We start from the raw sequence: 17,926 nt of genomic DNA on the forward strand, positions 1-17,926 counted from the left end.
GGGGATGAGGCCCTTGAGGACGCCATCGCCGGCAAGCCGGCTCCTACAGGGAGTGGGTCAGGCCAGGGGGATCAGTGCACCTGGAACCTGTATCACTCGACTGGCCAACCCGTGACCGGCCAGGGCTGCTGCTTGCGGCGTGCCGCCCTTTAGCCGGCTGGCCAGGTACGCCGCACTGAACGAATCCCCCGCCGCCGTGGTGTCCACCACGGTCTCGACCACCACCGCCGGCACTGCAAAACGCTCGCCGCCCTGGCGAATCAGGCAATCATCCGCCCCGCGCTTGAGCACCACTTCATCGATCCCCGGACAGGCGGCGAACACCTGTTCGCTATCGGCGTAGCCAAACAGGGCACGTTCGTCATCCTCGGTGAGCAAGGCCATATCCACATGCGCCAGCACCTGCTGGTAGGCCTCGCGAGCCGCCTCGACACTGGCCCAAAGACGTGGGCGGTAATTATTGTCGAACACCACCCTGGCGCCACGCTGGCGGGCTTGCACCAACACGGCCAGCAGGCGTGCGCGCCCCACTTCGCCCAGTACGGCGAGGGTGATGCCACTCAAATACAACACATCGTAGCCCGGCAAGGCGGCCAGGACTGGCTCGGCCCCAGCAGCGGTGAAGCAATCGCGCACCGCCGCCTCATTGCGCCAATAGAGGAATCTGCGCTCGCCATGGGCATCGGTCTGAATGCAATACAAGCCCGGCAGACGGCCCGGTAAACGCTGGACCAGGCCCAGGCCGAGGCCTTCCCTGGCCCATTGCGCGCACATGGCATCGCTGAAACTATCGTCGCCCAGGGCGGTGACGTAATCCACCGTGCTGTGGGCGCCCAGCTCGCGGCGCAGGTAGACGGCGGTGTTCAGGGTATCGCCGCCAAAGCTCTGCTGCAGGCTGCCGTCGGCGCGGTGTTGCAGTTCGATCATGCATTCGCCGATCAGGGCGATGCGCGGATGTGGGTTCATGTTCGGGTTCTCGGGTGGGTTTTAGGGCCTCATCGCCGCGACGCGCTCTAGAAACAGGTCTGCAATGTCTCAACCACCTGCAACTGCTCATCCACCAAGCATCCCACCTGCCACTTGTCGAACGTCAGGCAGGGGTGCGAGGTGCCAAAGGAGATGATGTCACCAATGCGCAGCTCAACCCCCGTCGCCACGCTCATGAACGCATGCTGGTCCATCACCGCCGTGACCTTGCAGCCACTCACCTCATCACCCATCGCCGGCAGTACGCCGGCCCTGTAGCGCTTGAGCGGCACCGGTAAACCGGCATCGTAGGCCACATCACGCTTGCCCAGGGCGATCACCGCAAACCCTGGCTGCGGCAACGATTGCACATGGGCCCAGACTTCCAGGGCCGGGCGCAGGCCTTCGCTGAGGTCGCCGCGCCGCTCCAGCACGCAGCATTGCGCTTCCTTATAGATGCCATGGTCATGGGCCACATAACTGCCGGGCCGCAGCACACTGAGGAAGCGCCCCTCGGCGTTTTGCGCGGCGAAGGACTCGGCGATCAGGTCATACCAGGCCGAGCCCGACGCGGTGATGATCGGCTTGCCCAGATCAAAGGCACCGCTGTTCTGCATATCCACCGCCAGGCGCACCAGGGACGCGGCAAACTCACGGATGCCACTGATGGCATGCTCGCCGTGGATCACCCCTTCGTAGCCTTCGATGCCGGTGAGCGCCAGGGCCGGTTGGGCCTTGATCGCCCGCGCCAGGTCCAGCACCTCCTGCTCGCTGCGGCAACCGCAACGGCCGCCGACCACGCCATATTCGATCATCACGTTCAGGCGCAGGCCACGGGCGGCAAAGAACGCGCCCAGATCAGCCACGTTATCCGGGTGGTCGACCATGCAATGGAAATCAAAGCCCGGGTCAGCCAGCAACTCGGCGATCAACGCCATGTTCGGCGCGCCCACCAATTGGTTGGCCATCAATACCCGACGCACACCACCGGCGTAGGCGGCACGGGTCTGCACGGCGGTGGCCAGGGTGATGCCCCAGGCGCCTTGCGCCAACTGACGCTGGAACAGCGCCGGCATCATGCTGGTCTTGCCATGGGGCGCCAGTTGCGCGCCGCTGCGGCTGACAAAGTCCTGCATCCAGCGAATGTTGTGCTCCAGTGCAGCCCGATGCAGTACCAGGGCGGGCAGGCTGACGTCGCGTACCAGATGGGCACCGCTGGCGGCGGCGCCTTTTTCAACAGCATTGAAGACAGGCATGGAATGACTCCGTTTTGCTATTCATTGATGCGACGGGCCAGGGTGTTGGCGCTTTCGATCAGCACCCGGCGGTAGTCGTTGTAATTGTTCTTGGCATCGGCCCGCGGGGCGACGATGCACAGGGTCGCAATGGCAATGCCCTGGGCGTCGCGCACCGGGGCGGCAAAGCAGTGGGTGAAGGTGTCGGCAACACTGTCGAAGGAAAAGAAGCCATCGAGGGTGGCCTGGCGGATCTGCCCGAGAAAGGTCTCCAGGGGCAGGCGCTGACCGTCCGGCAGGATGAAGTCGTCGTGGTCGATCAGCTCGATGATCTGCTGATCGCTCAAATGCCCCAGCAGCAGGCGCCCGGAGGCCGTCCAGGGGATCGGCGCGTTTTCACCGATATCCGAAGAAATCCGGAAATGCCGCTCGCCCTCGCGCATCAGCGCCACCGTGTACTTGCGCCCGTTGAGCAGGCACATCTGCGCAGTCTCGTGGGTTTGGCTGACGATCGCCTGCAAGGCGTGATCGGCCTCGCGGGTCAGGTCGAAATGGCGCAGGTGAGCCTGGCCGAGGAAGTACAGCTGGCGGCCCAGATAGACATGACCGTCCTTGCCCACGGGTTCGAGAATCCGCCGCTCCAGGAGCGACGCGACCAACTCATAGACCGTGGACTTGGGGCTGCCAATGCCACTGGCAATATCGTTGGGGCGCAGGGGCTGGCCGATTTCCTTGAGAAAATCGAGGATCTCGAACGCCCGGTCCAGGCCTTTGGCGCGGCGCTTGGTGGTGTCTTCGCTCATGGCAGTCTTCGTCGGCATAAAAGGTCCATGTGAGAGCGGCGCTTGTGTGGGAGCGGGCTTGCCCGCGAAAGCGGTGTATCAGTGCCACATTTGTTGGCTGACACAGCGCTTTCGCGAGCAAGCCCGCTCCCACCCGAACTCACTCTCACATTGAATTTGTGGTGGTCTGCAAACCAGGCATTCAGCCTTTTTTCTTGTAGGCCACACAATCGATCTCGACCTTGCAATCGACCATCATGTTCGCCTGCACACAGGCCCGTGCCGGGGCGTGTTCGGGGGTGAAGTATTCGCCAAAGACTTTGTTGAAACTCCAGAAATCCCGTGGGTCTTGCAACCAGACACCGACCCGGACCACGTCCTTGAGCGCATAGCCGGCCTCTTCAAGGATCGCGACGACATTCTTCAGGGTCTGGTGAGTCTGCTCGACAATCCCGCCATGGATGATTTCGCCATCCACCGCCGGCACCTGGCCCGACACATACAACCAGCCATCCGCCTCCACCGCACGGGCGAATGGGCGGGGTTGGCCACCACCGGCGGTGCTGCCGGCGCCGTAACGAGTCACGCTCATAAAGTTGCTCCTTGATTGAAAACGACTATTTTCCAAACGGTCCACCGCCTCGCCCCTGCAAGCACTCCAGGGCTTGAAAATTCCGCTATAGCGGAACGAGATATGTAATAGCGGAATAGACGACAGAAAGTGTGCCACAGCCAGCAGCAGAAAAATATTGAAGCGTTAACGTTGTTTTAAATCGGACGAAATCGCCCTCGACGACGGGCACGCAGCTACCGTGCGCCCCAATCCGTTACGTGTGCTACCTGTGAACTCTGACAGTAGACCGCCTGACCCACCCGGTTTAGGGTTTGGCCACGGACCTGAAGAAGGAGACTGTCATGGGGATGATCAACACGGTGATAGATAGCGCGGACGCGTATAACCGGGCTCTACAGACGCAGCGCACAGTGTTTATGCTCTTTGTATCGCCCCAATGCCCGGCGTGCAGCGAGGCCAAGCCACTGTTCAGCAAAGTGGCAGGCCACTATCGTCGCCAGGCAGCCCTTTATGTGCTCGATACCAGCCAGACCCCACGGCATCCCGAGGTTACCGGCACGCCGACGTTGCTGATATTGAAAAACGGCAGGCTAGTGGAAAAACTCAAGGGGTTCGGCCCCTGGGAGACCCAGGAGCAGACCCTGAAGAAAACCTTTGACCGGCACACCCGTGGCGTGCCGACCAAAAGGGCCAAGCCCCGTTAACCCACCGCAACCGGGGTCAACAGCACCTGCGTCACCCGCCGCTCCTCCACCGCTGCGACGGTCAGTTGCCAACCTGCATGCTCCAGGCTGTCGCCCACCATCGGCAAGCGGTCCAGCAGGCTCATGACCAGGCCGGCAAGGGTCTGGTAATCCTCGGTGGCTACTGCCTTGAACCCGGTGCGCTGACGAATCAGGTTCAGGTTCAACGCACCATTGGCGCGGTAACCGCCCTGCTCTTCGACGATATCCGGGCCCTCCACCTCACTGGCGTCCGGCAACTCACCGGCGATGGACTCAAGGATGTCGGTCATGCTCAACACCCCCATGAAGTCGCCGAATTCGTTGATCACGAAGGCAATGTGCGTCGACTCCTGGCGCATCTGTTCCAGGGCGTTGAGGATCGAGAAGCTGTCGAGCAGGTTGATTGCCCGTCGTGCCAGGTGCTCCAGGTTCGGTTCATTGCCGGCCAGGTACTCCTTGAGCAACTCCTTCTTGTGCACAAAGCCCAGGGGCTCATCCACCGCGCCATTCCGGATCAGCGGCAAACGCGAGTAGGAAGAGTGCATCAGCTTCAGGCGAATCGTCTCCGGGTCGTCGGCCAAGTCGATGTAGTCGACATTCGCCCGCGGGGTCATCAAGGTGCGGATCGGCCGCTCGGCCAGTTGCAACACGCCGCTGATCATGACGCGCTCACGGCGGTCGAACAGCGGGCCTTGAGGGTCCTGCGGGTCACCCAGCAGGTCGGCAACGTCGTCACCTACTTCCTCGGCCGCCAGGCTACGCCCCCCCAACAGGCGCATGACCGCATGGGCGGTGCGCTCGCGGATCGGTCGCAGGCCTTGCGCCGATTTCTTGCGGCGGGCCCGGGCGATCTGGTTGAACACTTCGATCAGGATCGAGAAACCAATGGCCGCGTACAGGTAGCCTTTCGGAATATGGAAGCCCAGGCCTTCGGCGGTCAGGGCGAAACCGATCATCATCAAGAAGCCCAGGCACAGCATGATCACTGTCGGGTGCGCATTGACAAAGCGGGTCAGTGGCTTGCTGGCCACGATCATCACGCCGATAGACACGATCACCGCGATCATCATCACCGCCAGCTCATCCACCATGCCGACCGCAGTAATCACCGCATCGAGGGAGAACACCGCGTCCAGCACCACGATCTGCGCCACGATCGGCCAGAACATCGCGTAGGCCGCATTGCCGGTGCGCTCGGTGACATGCCCTTCGAGGCGCTCATGCAACTCCATGGTGGCCTTGAACAACAGGAACACACCACCAAACAGCATGATCAGGTCGCGCCCGGAGAAGCTCTTGTCGAACACCTCGAACAGCGGCTGGGTCAAGGTCACCAACCAGGAAATACTCGCCAGCAGGCCCAGGCGCATGATCAGTGCCAGGGACAGGCCAATCAACCGCGCACGGTCACGCTGCTCCGGCGGCAACTTGTCTGCCAGGATCGCGATAAACACCAGGTTGTCGATACCCAGCACCAGTTCCAACACAATCAAGGTCAACAGGCCGAGCCAGGCCGTTGGATCCGCTAACCATTCCATATAGAAGTCTCTGTCTCTTTATTGATGTTCAGGATGCCAGGCACAACAAAACGCGGTCCGATGACCGGGAGAAGGTTAGCAGTCTGAATAGGGGATGTTTCAGCGGGAACGGCGGCAATAGAGGTCTTGGGGAAAGACGACTGGGAGGCTCCGAGAGGGTGTTCATGCAAGTCCTGCAGTGAGAAAAGTACTTCAATCCTACAGCGAAAATACAAATTTCCTACAATTTAAAACTATTACAAAATCTGTAACCCAGCGTCACACATTCCCATGTGGGAGCGGGCTTGCTCGCGAAGGCGGTGTATCAGCCACAAGATAAATTGACTGATACACCGCCTTCGCGAGCAAGCCCGCTCCCACATTTTGACCCATGGTGTGTCAGGTTTTGCGGGTTGCGTCGTCCAGCGCGAGGATGGTGTGGGCATTCGTTACTGTGGTTGCCAGGGTATTGATCACCCCCGAGCGCAACGCCCCCAGCGTTGCCGCCGCCTTGGTGTTTTCACTGGCAATCGCCACCACATCGGGAATGCGCACCAGCTCCTGCACGGTCAGCCCTATCACACGCCCCTGGATGGCGTTGACCGCCGGCTGGCCATGGATGTCGATAAAGTCGTAGCCCATCATGTCGCCCACGGTGCCGGACAAGCGCGCCTGGGCGATTTCCTGGGGTGAAAACCAGCCCATGCGCACCATATTGCTGTTTTCGCTCATGTCACCAATGCCGATCAGCGCCATATCGGCACGCCGCGCGCGGTCGAGGGTGGAGCGTACGGTGTCGTTGCTGATCAACACACTGCGCAGTTCCGGGTTGGCCACCAGGGCCGGGGCGTACAGGCTTTCGCTCTCGCCACCAAAGCGCAGGGCCAGGCGTCGGCAGATGTGGTCGGGGTTCATGTATTCACCGGCCTTGAGCGAACCGCCAATGGCACAGACAAACGTGCAATTGCGCGTCACCGGCAAAAACACGTTATCGGCCACCGCGCCCACATTGCGTCCCATGCCCACAGCGACAATCATGCCGTCGCCCAGGGTCTTGTTCAGGTAGTTGGCCACCAGGCTGGCCACGGCGGAGCGCTGGGTATCGGCGTCGCTGTGATCCACCGCGATCAACGCGCGGTCCAACCGGAAACGCTCCACCAGCGCCTGCTCCAGCTCGTTGTTCATCGCCGGGTGCTGCAACACCCGCACCTCGACAATCCCTTCATCGCGTGCACGTTTGAGCAGCCGGCTGACTTTGGCCCGGGACAGGTCAAACCGTTTGGCGATGGCTTCCTGAGTGACGTTCTCAAGGTAGTAGAGCATCGCCACTTCGGTCATCAGATCGATATCACTGGCGGTGCGCAGGGTACTGTCACTCATGGGGACGGGCTTCCGTTTCGGCGTCAAAGGCGCATTCTCCCGACTCTTGCCCCGCCACGTCCACTACTGATGCCCATCACGCTCAATGGCACTGATGCGCTCCACCTTGGCCCCGGACCGCGCCGCCTCGAACTCCGAAGCCAGAAACGCAGTGACGATGCTCTTGGCCAGCTCCGCCCCCACCACCCGCGCACCGATGGACAGGATCTGCGCATCGTTGCTCTTGCGCGCCCGCTCCGCCGAATAGGTGTCGTGGGCCTGGGCCGCACGAATTCCCAAGACTTTATTGGCCGAGATGGCCATGCCGATACCCGTGCCACACACCAGCACCCCCAGGCGCTGTTGCCCGGCGTTGATGGCCGTCGCCACCGCCAGCGCGATATCCGGATAGAGCACCGGTGCCGTGGAATGGGTGCCAAAGTCAGTCACCGGATACCCCAGCGCCTCGATATGGCGCTTCAACAGCTCCTTGAGCTCAAAACCCGCTTCGTCACATCCGATAGCCACCGGGAAAGGTGTGTTCATGGCATTAGGCTCCGCTGCCGTGGTGAGGCTTAAGACTGATCATATGATCACTCAATGAAATTTAGATCAGCCATTTCTCGGATATTCCCTCGCAACTGTCAAGCATGTTTTAACTGACTCGCTAGACAACCCCCCTCTAAAACGCCACGCACCAGGAAAATCTCGGCACTTACAAGTTTTCAGTGAAAGAGATTGACTGATCAGAATTTCATTTGATACACATATGATCACGCAGCAACACAACTGTGTGCCTAATAAGAATTCACAGCACGAGGACACGCCGATGGCCACGCCATTACTGCTCCAGGCTGAACATGTCGCCAAGGCCTATGCCGGTATCCCTGCCCTGCGTGATGGCCATCTCTCGCTGCGGGCCGGCAGCGTGCACGCCCTGTGCGGCGGCAACGGTGCCGGCAAATCCACGTTCCTCAGTATCTTGATGGGCATCACCCAGCGTGATGCCGGCAGCATCCTGCTCAATGGTGCCCCCGTGCATTTCAATCGCCCCAGTGAAGCACTGGCGGCGGGGGTCGCGATGATCACCCAGGAGCTGGAGCCGATCCCCTACATGACCGTCGCCGAGAACATCTGGCTGGGCCGCGAACCGCGGCGCGCCGGCTGCATCGTCGACAGCAAGGCACTGAACCGGCGCACCCGCGAGCTGCTGGAAAACCTGGAGTTCGACGTCGAGGCCACCTTGCCCATGCATCGCCTGAGCGTGGCGCAGATTCAGTTGGTGGAGATCGCCAAAGCGTTCAGCCATGACTGCCAGGTGATGATCATGGACGAACCCACCTCCGCCATCGGCGAACGCGAAGCTGAAACCCTGTTCAAGGCTATCCGCCGCCTCACCGCCCGCGGCGCCGGGATCATCTATGTGTCCCATCGCCTCAGCGAGCTGGGACAGATTGCCGACGACTACAGCATCTTTCGCGATGGCGCCTTCGTCGAAAGCGGGCGCATGGCCGATATCGACCGTGCCCACCTGGTGCGCGGCATCGTCGGCCAGGAGCTGACACGCATCGACCACAAGGTCGGCCGGCAAAGCGCCGCCGAGTGCTGCCTGGACGTTCAGGGCCTGAGTCGCAAGGGCGAATTCCAGGACATCAGCCTGCAATTGCGCCAGGGCGAAATCCTCGGCATTTATGGCCTGATGGGCTCGGGACGCAGCGAGTTCCTCAACTGCATCTACGGCCTGACCACCCCGGATACCGGCAGTGTCACCCTGCAAGGCAAACCGATGCCCATCGGCCTGCCCAAGGCGACCATCCGCGCAGGCATGTCCCTGGTCACCGAAGACCGCAAGGAAAGCGGCCTGGTGCTCAGTTCCAGCATCCTGTCGAACATTGCGTTGTCGGCGTACAAGCAACTGTCGAGCTGGTCGCTGATCAACGCGCGCAAGGAAAACCAGTTGGCCGAGGACATGGTCAAGCGCCTGCAGATCAAGACCACCTCCCTGGACCTGCCGGTGGCCTCCATGAGCGGCGGCAACCAACAGAAGGTGGTGCTCGCCAAGTGCCTGTCGACCCAGCCAGTGTGCCTTTTGTGCGATGAACCGACCCGGGGCATCGATGAGGGGGCCAAGCAGGAGATCTATCACTTGCTGGACCAGTTCGTGCGCGCCGGTGGCGCGGCCATCGTGGTGTCGTCGGAGGCTCCGGAACTGCTGCACCTGAGTGACCGTATCGCCGTGTTCAAGGGTGGCCGGCTGGTGACCATCAGCAGCGACACCGCCCTTTCCCAGGAAGCCTTGTTGAGTCTTGCCTCATGAATGCCAAAACCCTTGCCACTCCGCTTGCCACCCCCACGCGCAGCCGCCTGCGGCTTTCCCTCGACCGTTTCGGCCTGCCACTGGTGTTTATCCTGCTGTGCGTGGTCATGGCGTTTTCCAGCGAATACTTCATGACCTGGCGTAACTGGATGGACATCCTGCGCCAGACCTCGATCAACGGCATCCTTGCGGTGGGCATGACCTACGTGATCCTGACCAAGGGCATCGACCTCTCGGTAGGCTCCATCCTCGCCTTCGCCGGCCTGTGCAGCGCCCTGGTCGCAACCCAGGGCTACGGCTTGCTGGCCGCGGTCAGTGCCGGAATGTTTGCCGGTGCGATGCTGGGGATGGTCAACGGCTTCATGGTGGCCAACCTGTCGATCCCGCCCTTTGTCGCGACCCTGGGCATGCTCAGTATCGCCAGGGGCATGACCTTTATCCTCAACGATGGCAGCCCGGTCACTGACCTGCCGGACGCCTACCTGGCCCTGGGCATCGGCAAGCTCGGGCCGATTGGCGTACCGGTCATCATCTTTGCGGTGGTCGCGCTGATTTTCTGGATGGTGCTGCGCTACACCACCTACGGGCGTTACGTGTACGCGGTGGGCGGCAATGAAAAAAGCGCGCGCACGTCGGGGATTGGCGTGCGCAAGGTGACGTTCTCGGTGTACGTGGTTTCCGGTTTGCTCGCCGGCCTGGCAGGTGTGGTGCTGTCTGCGCGCACCACCTCTGCCCTGCCCCAGGCGGGCATGTCCTATGAACTGGATGCGATTGCCGCCGTGGTGATCGGCGGCACCAGCCTCTCCGGTGGCACCGGCACCATCGTCGGCACGCTGTTCGGCGCCCTGTTGATCGGAGTGATCAACAACGGCCTGAACCTGCTCGGCGTGTCTTCCTATTACCAACAGGTCGCCAAGGGCCTGATCATTGTGCTCGCGGTGTTGATTGACGTGTGGCGCAAGAAAAAACGCTAGTCGCTTTTCCTCTGAACGAACTGAACGACCACAACAATAAACGGGGTTCTCATCATGAAATTCGCTACATCGTTTGCCGCCGTGGCGGCCCTCACCCTGCTGGCCAGCAGCATCACCCTGGCCGCCGATGGCAAGACCTACAAAGTCGGCGCCGCCGTGTATGGCCTCAAGGGCCAGTTCATGCAGAACTGGGTGCGCGAGCTGAAGGAGCATCCGGCGGTCAAGGACGGGACCGTGCAGTTGACCGTCTTCGACGGCAACTATGACGCGCTGACCCAGAACAACCAGATCGAAAACATGGTCACCCAGCGCTACGACGCGATCCTCTTCGTGCCCATCGACACCAAGGCCGGTGTCGGTACGGTGAAGCAGGCGATGTCCAACGATGTGGTGGTCATCGCCTCCAACACCAAGGTCGCCGATGCCAGCGTGCCGTACGTCGGCAACGATGATGTCGAGGGCGGTCGCCTGCAGGCCCAGGCCATGGTCGACAAGCTCCAGGGCAAAGGCAATGTGGTGATCATCCAGGGGCCGATTGGCCAGTCGGCGCAGATCGACCGGGAAAAGGGCGAGCTGGAAGTGCTGGGCAAACACCCAGGCATCAAGATCATCGAGAAAAAGACCGCTAACTGGGACCGCGCCCAAGCCCTGGCCCTGACTGAAGACTGGCTCAACGCCCACCCCAAGGGCATCAACGGTGTGATCGCACAGAACGACGACATGGCCCTCGGCGCCGTGCAGGCCCTCAAATCCCACGGCCTGACGTCCAAGGACGTACCTGTCACCTCCATCGACGGCATGCCCGATGCCATCCAGGCGGCCAAGCGAGACGAAGTCACCACCTTCCTGCAAGACGCCCAGGCCCAGTCCCAAGGGGCACTGGACGTCGCCCTGCGCCAACTGGCGGGCAAGGACTACACGCCCAAGTCGGTGATCTGGGAGCGCTATGCCAAGGACGTGACCTGGGGCGATGGCACCGCCAAGAACTACATCCTGCCCTGGGTGCCGGTAACCAATGCCAATGCGGATGCGCTGTACCAGCAAGTCAGCGGTACTAAATAGCGGTTTCGACCTGTAAATACTATCCACATGTGGGAGCGGGCTTGCTCGCGAAGGTGGTGTGTCAGAAGACACATCAGTTGGCTGACCCTACGCCTTCGCGAGCGAGCCCGCTCCCACACTTGAATCTCCAACGACTGAGAGAATGGAGTTAAACCAATGTCTGGATTCTGGAACCAAGCCTTCGATCTCAGTGGCCGCTGCGCCGTGATCACCGGCGGGGCCGCGGGGATTGGCCTGGCGTGTGCCAGCCTGCTGGCGGAGCGTGGCGCGCGCGTGGCCTTGCTCGACCGCGATCCGGCCGTGGCCGAAGTGGCCGCCAGCCTCGGCGCCAGGCATATCGGCATTGCCATCGACCTGCGCCAGCTCGACCAGGTGCAGAGCAGCATCGACTACGTGTTCGCCCACTTCAAGCGCCTGGACTACCTGGTCAACAGCGCTGGCGTGGTGATGCTGGACAAGGCCATCGACGTCAGCGAAAACGCCTGGGACGTCACCCTGGATATCAACCTCAAGGCCAGCTTTTTCGTGGCCCAGGCCTGCGCCCGGCACATGCTCGCCCAGGGCAGCGGGCGTATCGTCAACCTCGCGTCCCAGGCAGCGGTGATCGGCCTGGATCGGCATGTGGCCTATTGCGCGAGCAAGGCTGCAATTGTCGGCATGACCAAGGTGCTGGCCATGGAATGGGCACCGCACATCAATGTAAATGCCATCTCCCCCACCATCGTCGAAACCGCACTGGGCAAGAAAGCCTGGGCGGGCGAAGTGGGTGAACGGGCCAAATTGCAGATCCCGGCGGGTCGTTTTGCCCAGCCCGATGAGATCGCCGGGCTGGCGTTGTACCTGCTCAGCGATGCCGCCCAGATGATCACCGGCGCCAATATGGTGATCGACGGCGGCTACAGCATTCAGTAATCCATCTATTCGTCGTGAGGTTTGTCATGTCCACCGCTACCGAACGTACCGCCGAACAACTCCACCCGGTGATCCCCAAGACCATGCAGGCCGTGGTCTGCCATGGCCCGGAAGACTATCGCCTGGAAACCGTCGACGTGCCGACACCCGGCCCCGACGAGATCCTGACCAAGGTCGAGCTGTGCGGTATCTGCATGGGCGATATCAAGACCTATCGCGGCGCGCCGTCGTTCTGGGGCGATGCCGAGCAACCGCGCTACGTCAAGCCGCCAATGATTCCCGGGCATGAGTTTGTCTGTCGTGTGGTCGCCCTGGGCCCTGGCGCCGAAAAACGCGGCGTGAAGGTTGGCGACCGGGTGATTTCCGAGCAGATCGTGCCGTGCTGGGGTTGCCGCTTCTGCAACCACGGCCAGTACTGGATGTGCCAGAAACACGACCTCTACGGTTTCCAGAACAACGTCCAGGGCGCCATGGCCCAGTACATGATTTTCACCAAGGAAGGCATCATCCACCAGGTGCCGGACTCCATCGCGCCGGACGAGGCGATCCTGATCGAACCCCTGGCCTGCTCGCTGCACGCGGCGGAACGGGCCAATGTGGATTTCGACGACGTGGTGGTGGTGGCCGGCGCCGGCACCCTGGGCCTGGGGATCATTGGCGCAGTGCGCATGCGCAACCCCAAGCGCCTGATCGTGCTCGACATGAAGCCCGAACGCGCCGAACTGGCCCTGCGCATGGGTGCCGATGAGGTCTGGAACCCGGCCGAGGTCGATGTGCTGGCGAAAATCCGCGAAATCACCGACGGTTATGGCTGTGATATCTACATCGAAGCCACCGGGCACCACAAGGCGGTGAACCAGGGCCTGGCGATGCTGCGCAAGCTGGGGCGCTTCGTCGAATTCAGCGTATTCAACGACGAGGCCACGGTAGATTGGTCGATCATTGGCGACCGCAAGGAACTGGACGTACTTGGCTCACACCTGGGCCCGTACATGTACCCGCGGGCCATCGACTTTATCGGCAAGCGCAAGATCGACATGCGCGATGTGGTGACCCACAAGTTTGCGCTCGCGGATTTCAAGGAAGCGTTTGCGGTGATGGAGCGTGGGGACAAGTCCCTGAAGGTCGTACTCGAACCCTGACCCCAACACACATCCCAAATGTGGGAGCGGGCTTGCTCGCGAAGGCGGTGTGTCAGAAGACACATCAGTTGGCTGACCCACCGCTTTCGCGAGCAAGCCCGCTCCCACATTTAACCGACTGCGCCCAAGACAACACGAACAGGAACCCGCGTTATGAATCGAGTCATCAACGATCCGGACCAAGTGGTCGAGGACATGCTGCGCGGCATTCTGGTCGCTCATCCCCAACTGCGCCAACACGACACCAACCCCCGCGTCATCAGCAAGGCCAAGCCCTCCAGTCGAGGCTGCGTAGGCATTGTCACCGGCGGCGGCTCCGGCCATGAACCGGCGTTTCTCGGTTATGTCGGCCCCGGCCTGGTGGACGCCGTAGCTGTCGGCGAAATCTTCTCCTCCCCCACTGCCAAGAGCTTCTTCGATGCGTTCCGTGTGGCCGATCACGGCGCCGGCGTGGCCTGCCTGTACGGCAACTATGCCGGCGACAACATGAACGTGAAACTGGCAATGAAAATGGCCGCCAGCAAGGACATGCAGATCCGCACCGTGGTCGCCAACGATGACGTGGCCTCTGCGCCCAAGGCTGATATCGCCAAGCGTCGCGGGGTGGCCGGAGAAATTTTCATGTGGAAGATCGGCGGTGCCGCCGCCGCCCAGCACTATGACCTGGATGGGGTGATTCGCGTTGCGCAGAAGGCTGTCGATCACTGTCGCTCCATCGGCATCGGCCTGACGCCCTGCACCATTGCGGCAGTGGGCAAGCCGAACTTCCAGATCCCGGACGGCCAGATGGAACTGGGCATCGGCCACCACGGCGAACCCGGGATCGAAGTGATTCCGATCGAGTCCGCCGCCGCCATGGCCGCACGCATGCTGGCACCGATCCTCGCCGACCGGGACTTCAGCCAGGATGACAGCGTGGTGGTACTGGTCTCGGGCCTGGGCGCGACGCCGGTGATGGAGCTGTACATTTTCTACGCCGAAGTCGAAAGCCAGCTCAAGGCCAAGGGCCTGAAGATCCATCGCTGCTACGTCGGCAACTACTTCACCTCCCTGGAAATGATGGGCGTGACCCTGACCCTGCTGGGCCTGGATGCCGAGCTGAAAACCCTGATCGACCAACCTTGCCGCTCCATCGGCATGACCCAGGCGGAGTAAACCATGAGCCAGCATTTCTCTACCCACGACGGCAGCGCGATTGTCACTGACCTGGTGAGCGTGATCGTCGCCAACCGTGAATACCTCAGCGCGGTCGACGGCGCGATTGGCGATGGTGACCACGGTATCAATATGGCCAAGGGCTTCGCCCATTGCGGCCGCACCCTTGAGGGCCGGCAACTGACCCTGGCCGAAGCCCTGGATGAACTGACCCTGAGCCTGATGGAAGGCATCGGCGGCTCCATGGGCCCGTTGTATGGCAGCCTGTTTATCGGCATGGCCGACGAAGTACGCGGCTGCGAAGACATCGAGGCTGCCACCTTCGCCCGTTTGCTGCGCGGTGGCCTGACATCGTTGCAGGACATCACCGAAGCCGGCGTGGGCGACAAGTGCCTGATGGACACCCTGATCCCGGCAGTGGAGGCATTTGAGCAGGCGCAGGCCGATGGTGCTTCCTTCGGTACTGCACTGGACGCCATGAAAGGCGCGGCCTCCCAGGGCCGCGACTCGACCAGGGACCTGGTGGCCAAGATCGGCCGGGCCAGCCGCCTGGGCGAACGCTCGCTGGGGGTGCTGGATGCGGGGGCGGTCTCATGCTGCCTGATCCTCACGCAACTGGCAGACTCGATCCAGCCCCGCCTGACCCCATAGAAGCCGGCTTGCCGGCGGTGGCGATCTTGAGTTGCCGTCCTTCTCCCGGGCCTCATCACCGGCAAGCCGGCTCCTACAAGGGCATGTGCGTCACCAGAAGCGCTGCTGGGTCAGGCGGCTCCACCAGGTCAGCAGCACCCGGTCTACCGAGCCGCTGGCCGCCAGGCCCACCCGCTCCTGCAGGCTTTTACGCTCGGCATAATGCAGGTGGAACAGCTCGGCAGTCTTGGCCTTGGTGGCCAGGTACTCGTCACTGGTCTGCAGTGCGTCCACCAATTGCTTGTCCAGCGCCGCGACGCCCAGCCAGACTTCGCCGGTGGCCACTTCATCAATCGCCAGTTGCGGGCGATAGCGCGACACGAAGTTCTTGAACAGTTGATGGGTGATATCCAGGTCTTCCTGGAACTTTTCCCGGCCCTTCTCGGTGTTTTCGCCAAACACCGTCAGGGTGCGCTTGTACTCGCCAGCGGTCAGCACTTCAAAGTCGATATCGTGCTTTTTCAGCAGGCGGTTGACGTTGGGCAACTGGGCCACCACGCCAATGGAACCGAGGATGGCAAACGGCGCGCTGATGATCTTCTCGCCGATGCACGCCATCATGTAGCCGCCGCTGGCCGCGACCTTGTCGATGCATACCGTCAAGGGCACGCCCGCTTCGCGGATCCGCGCCAATTGCGATGAAGCCAGGCCATAGCTGTGGACCATGCCACCGCCGCTTTCCAGGCGCAGTACTACTTCGTCCTTGGGCGTAGCCAGGCTCAGCAGCGCGGTGATTTCATGGCGCAGGCTCTCAGTGGCCGAAGCCTTGATGTCACCGTCGAAATCCAGGACAAACACCCGTGGCTTGACCTCTGGAGTTTTCTTCTGTTTTTTCTCGGCCTTGCCCTGGGACTTGCGCAGGGCCTTGAGCTGGTCCTTGTCAAGCAAGGTCTGCTCCAGGCGCTCGCGCAGCCCCTTGTAGAAATCATTGAGCTTGCTGACCTGCAACTGCCCGGCATGCTTGCGCCGGCCCTTGCTGCGCAACGCTGCAAAACTGATCAGCACCACCAGAATGGCAACTACCAACGTAACGGTTTTAGCCAGAAAACTTGCATACTCAGCCAAAAACTCCATGGGACTCCTTACAGATACGGTGCGCCAGGCGCGGATTGCCCCAGCATACCGATGGGACTGCCGGTGAGCCAGAGCTGAAGCCCCTTGAAACGGGCCTCTAACGAGCTTTTAAAACAAGCGTATGTTTTTTCATTGACAGCTTCCCGGCATCCTCATAACCTCGCCAGACTTTCAACGTGCCGGGTGAACGGACGTGGGCAGCATCTATTTGATTCGACATGGCCAAGCCTCCTTCGGTGCAGACGACTATGACGTTCTGTCACCCGTCGGTGTGCAGCAGGCACAGATCCTGGGCAACCACCTGGCAGACCTGGGCCTGACGTTCGACCGCTGCGTGTCGGGCGACCTGCGCCGCCAGCAGCATACGGCCAGCGCCGCGTTCGAGTCGATCGGCGCCCAGGGCTTGCCGGTGCCGCCCCTGGAAATCGACAGCGCCTTCAACGAGTTCGATGCCGACGCGATCATCCGTGCCCTGCTCCCGGGCCTGCTCGACAGCGAACCCGAAGCCTTGGAAATCCTGCGCAACGCCCCACACAACCGTGGTGAGTTCCAGCGTATTTTCTCGCTGATTATCGAGCGCTGGCTGAGCGGGACGTACGACACGCCCGGCCTGGAAAGCTGGCTGGGGTTTGTCGAGCGCGTCCAGGGTGGCCTGCAGCGCCTGCTGGAGTCTGCCGACAACGCCCACAAGATTGCCGTGTTCACCTCTGGCGGCACCATCACCGCCCTGCTCCACCTGATTACCCGCATACCTGCCGCCCAGGCTTTCGAGCTGAACTGGCAGATTGTCAACACCTCGCTCAACCACTTGAAGTTCCGTGGTCGCGAGGTGGCACTGGCTTCCTTCAACAGCCACACCCACTTGCAACTGTTGAAGGCGCCGCAGCTCATCACTTTCCGATGAAATGCGGCCAACCGTGACCCCAAGGTCACTGGCACCACCCATAAAAGGATCGAACCATGACTGACGTAGCTAAAGCCGTAGAAGCAATGAAAGCCAAATTCAACCCAGGCGCCGCCGACGGCCTGGACCTGGTGTTCGGTTTCCGTATCGACGACACCCAGAACTTCTCGCTGGTGGTTAAGAACAACACCTGCGAACTGCTGGAAGGCGAAAACCCTGACGCCCAAGTGACCCTGGTCATGGACGGCGACACCATGAAAGGCATCGTAGATGGCTCCACCGACGGCATGCAGGCCTTCATGGGCGGCAAGCTGCGCACCGAAGGCGACATGATGCTGGCGATGAAGCTGAGCGAACTGTTCCCGGCCTGATCCAGGGCAACCTGGGTTGACCAATCCCGCCTGCCCAGGCGGGATTTTTGTTTGTTTTGCTTATGCAAAAGCCGACTTGCCGGCACCTGCAGTGGAACTCATTCGTTTGCAGAATGAAGTCCAGAAGAATCTTCGTTTGCGCCCACGGGCAACGCCCAACAGAATCT

The 17,926-nt window shown here is 61.5% G+C and carries 18 protein-coding genes; 10 read left to right on the forward strand and 8 right to left on the reverse strand.

Translation table 11 applies throughout. From position 1 onward, the window contains the following. Positions 1-57: 57 nt before the first annotated feature. The 4 genes from HZ99_RS05060 to HZ99_RS05075 form a co-directional block, all read right to left on the reverse strand. The gene (locus HZ99_RS05060; protein WP_038441671.1) at positions 58-966 is read right to left on the reverse strand and encodes a sugar kinase; all 909 of its coding nucleotides are present in this window, start codon (positions 964-966) and stop codon (positions 58-60) included. 47 nt (positions 967-1,013) lie between these two features. Continuing rightward, positions 1,014-2,222 (reverse strand): amino acid deaminase, encoded by a 1,209-nt coding sequence (locus HZ99_RS05065; protein WP_038441672.1) that lies wholly within the window; start codon positions 2,220-2,222, stop codon positions 1,014-1,016. Positions 2,223-2,239: 17 nt separating this feature from the next. Next, positions 2,240-3,004, reverse strand: a complete 765-nt coding sequence (locus HZ99_RS05070) for an IclR family transcriptional regulator (RefSeq protein ID WP_038447931.1) — start codon at positions 3,002-3,004, stop codon at positions 2,240-2,242. A gap of 181 nt (positions 3,005-3,185) precedes the next feature. Next, positions 3,186-3,575 carry a RidA family protein gene (locus HZ99_RS05075; protein WP_038441673.1) on the reverse strand — a complete coding sequence of 130 codons (390 nt, stop codon included), beginning with the start codon at positions 3,573-3,575 and terminating at the stop codon, positions 3,186-3,188. A gap of 323 nt (positions 3,576-3,898) precedes the next feature. On the opposite strand from HZ99_RS05075, the gene HZ99_RS05080 reads away from it, so the two are divergent. After that, positions 3,899-4,261, forward strand: a complete 363-nt coding sequence (locus HZ99_RS05080) for a thioredoxin family protein (RefSeq protein ID WP_038441674.1) — start codon at positions 3,899-3,901, stop codon at positions 4,259-4,261. On the opposite strand, the gene HZ99_RS05085 is transcribed toward HZ99_RS05080, so the two are convergent. The 3 genes from HZ99_RS05085 to rpiB form a co-directional block, all read right to left on the reverse strand. Continuing rightward, positions 4,258-5,820, reverse strand: coding sequence for a TerC family protein (locus HZ99_RS05085; RefSeq protein WP_038441675.1), 1,563 nt, complete (start codon positions 5,818-5,820; stop codon positions 4,258-4,260). The genes HZ99_RS05080 and HZ99_RS05085 overlap by 4 nt on opposite strands. Before the next feature lie 378 nt (positions 5,821-6,198). Beyond that, a complete protein-coding gene (locus HZ99_RS05090) occupies positions 6,199-7,179 on the reverse strand; it encodes a sugar-binding transcriptional regulator (protein ID WP_038441676.1) in 981 nt (326 codons plus the stop codon). Between the two features lie 63 nt (positions 7,180-7,242). Then, positions 7,243-7,704 (reverse strand): ribose 5-phosphate isomerase B, encoded by a 462-nt coding sequence (rpiB, locus tag HZ99_RS05095; protein ID WP_038441677.1) that lies wholly within the window; start codon positions 7,702-7,704, stop codon positions 7,243-7,245. 283 nt (positions 7,705-7,987) lie between these two features. Between rpiB and HZ99_RS05100 the strand changes: the two genes are divergently transcribed. From HZ99_RS05100 to dhaL, 7 genes are all read left to right on the forward strand, one after another. Then, complete coding sequence (locus HZ99_RS05100; RefSeq protein ID WP_038441678.1) at positions 7,988-9,475, forward strand: sugar ABC transporter ATP-binding protein; 1,488 nt, start codon at positions 7,988-7,990, stop codon at positions 9,473-9,475. After that, positions 9,472-10,449 (forward strand): ABC transporter permease, encoded by a 978-nt coding sequence (locus HZ99_RS05105; protein WP_038441679.1) that lies wholly within the window; start codon positions 9,472-9,474, stop codon positions 10,447-10,449. The genes HZ99_RS05100 and HZ99_RS05105 overlap by 4 nt, the downstream gene beginning before the upstream one ends. A 54-nt stretch (positions 10,450-10,503) precedes the next feature. Continuing rightward, entirely contained in the window at positions 10,504-11,511 is a 1,008-nt protein-coding gene (locus HZ99_RS05110) for a substrate-binding domain-containing protein (protein ID WP_038441680.1), read from the forward strand. 156 nt (positions 11,512-11,667) lie between these two features. Beyond that, complete coding sequence (locus tag HZ99_RS05115; RefSeq protein ID WP_038441681.1) at positions 11,668-12,423, forward strand: SDR family oxidoreductase; 756 nt, start codon at positions 11,668-11,670, stop codon at positions 12,421-12,423. Positions 12,424-12,449: 26 nt separating this feature from the next. Then, a complete protein-coding gene (locus tag HZ99_RS05120; protein ID WP_029293713.1) occupies positions 12,450-13,565 on the forward strand; it encodes an MDR/zinc-dependent alcohol dehydrogenase-like family protein in 1,116 nt (371 codons plus the stop codon). Positions 13,566-13,718: 153 nt separating this feature from the next. Then, complete coding sequence (locus tag HZ99_RS05125) at positions 13,719-14,720, forward strand: dihydroxyacetone kinase subunit DhaK (protein ID WP_038441682.1); 1,002 nt, start codon at positions 13,719-13,721, stop codon at positions 14,718-14,720. Between the two features lie 3 nt (positions 14,721-14,723). Next, entirely contained in the window at positions 14,724-15,371 is a 648-nt protein-coding gene (gene dhaL, locus HZ99_RS05130) for a dihydroxyacetone kinase subunit DhaL (RefSeq protein WP_038441683.1), read from the forward strand. Positions 15,372-15,461: 90 nt separating this feature from the next. On the opposite strand, the gene sohB is transcribed toward dhaL, so the two are convergent. Continuing rightward, positions 15,462-16,484, reverse strand: a complete 1,023-nt coding sequence (gene sohB, locus HZ99_RS05135; protein ID WP_038441684.1) for a protease SohB — start codon at positions 16,482-16,484, stop codon at positions 15,462-15,464. A 193-nt stretch (positions 16,485-16,677) separates the two neighbouring features. Between sohB and HZ99_RS05140 the strand changes: the two genes are divergently transcribed. Then, positions 16,678-17,388, forward strand: coding sequence for a histidine phosphatase family protein (locus tag HZ99_RS05140; RefSeq protein ID WP_038441685.1), 711 nt, complete (start codon positions 16,678-16,680; stop codon positions 17,386-17,388). A gap of 56 nt (positions 17,389-17,444) precedes the next feature. After that, positions 17,445-17,759 (forward strand): SCP2 sterol-binding domain-containing protein, encoded by a 315-nt coding sequence (locus tag HZ99_RS05145; RefSeq protein WP_029293699.1) that lies wholly within the window; start codon positions 17,445-17,447, stop codon positions 17,757-17,759. Positions 17,760-17,926 lie beyond the last annotated feature (167 nt).

It is taken from the genome of Pseudomonas fluorescens (genome assembly GCF_000730425.1).
Lineage (GTDB): Bacteria > Pseudomonadota > Gammaproteobacteria > Pseudomonadales > Pseudomonadaceae > Aquipseudomonas > Aquipseudomonas fluorescens_X.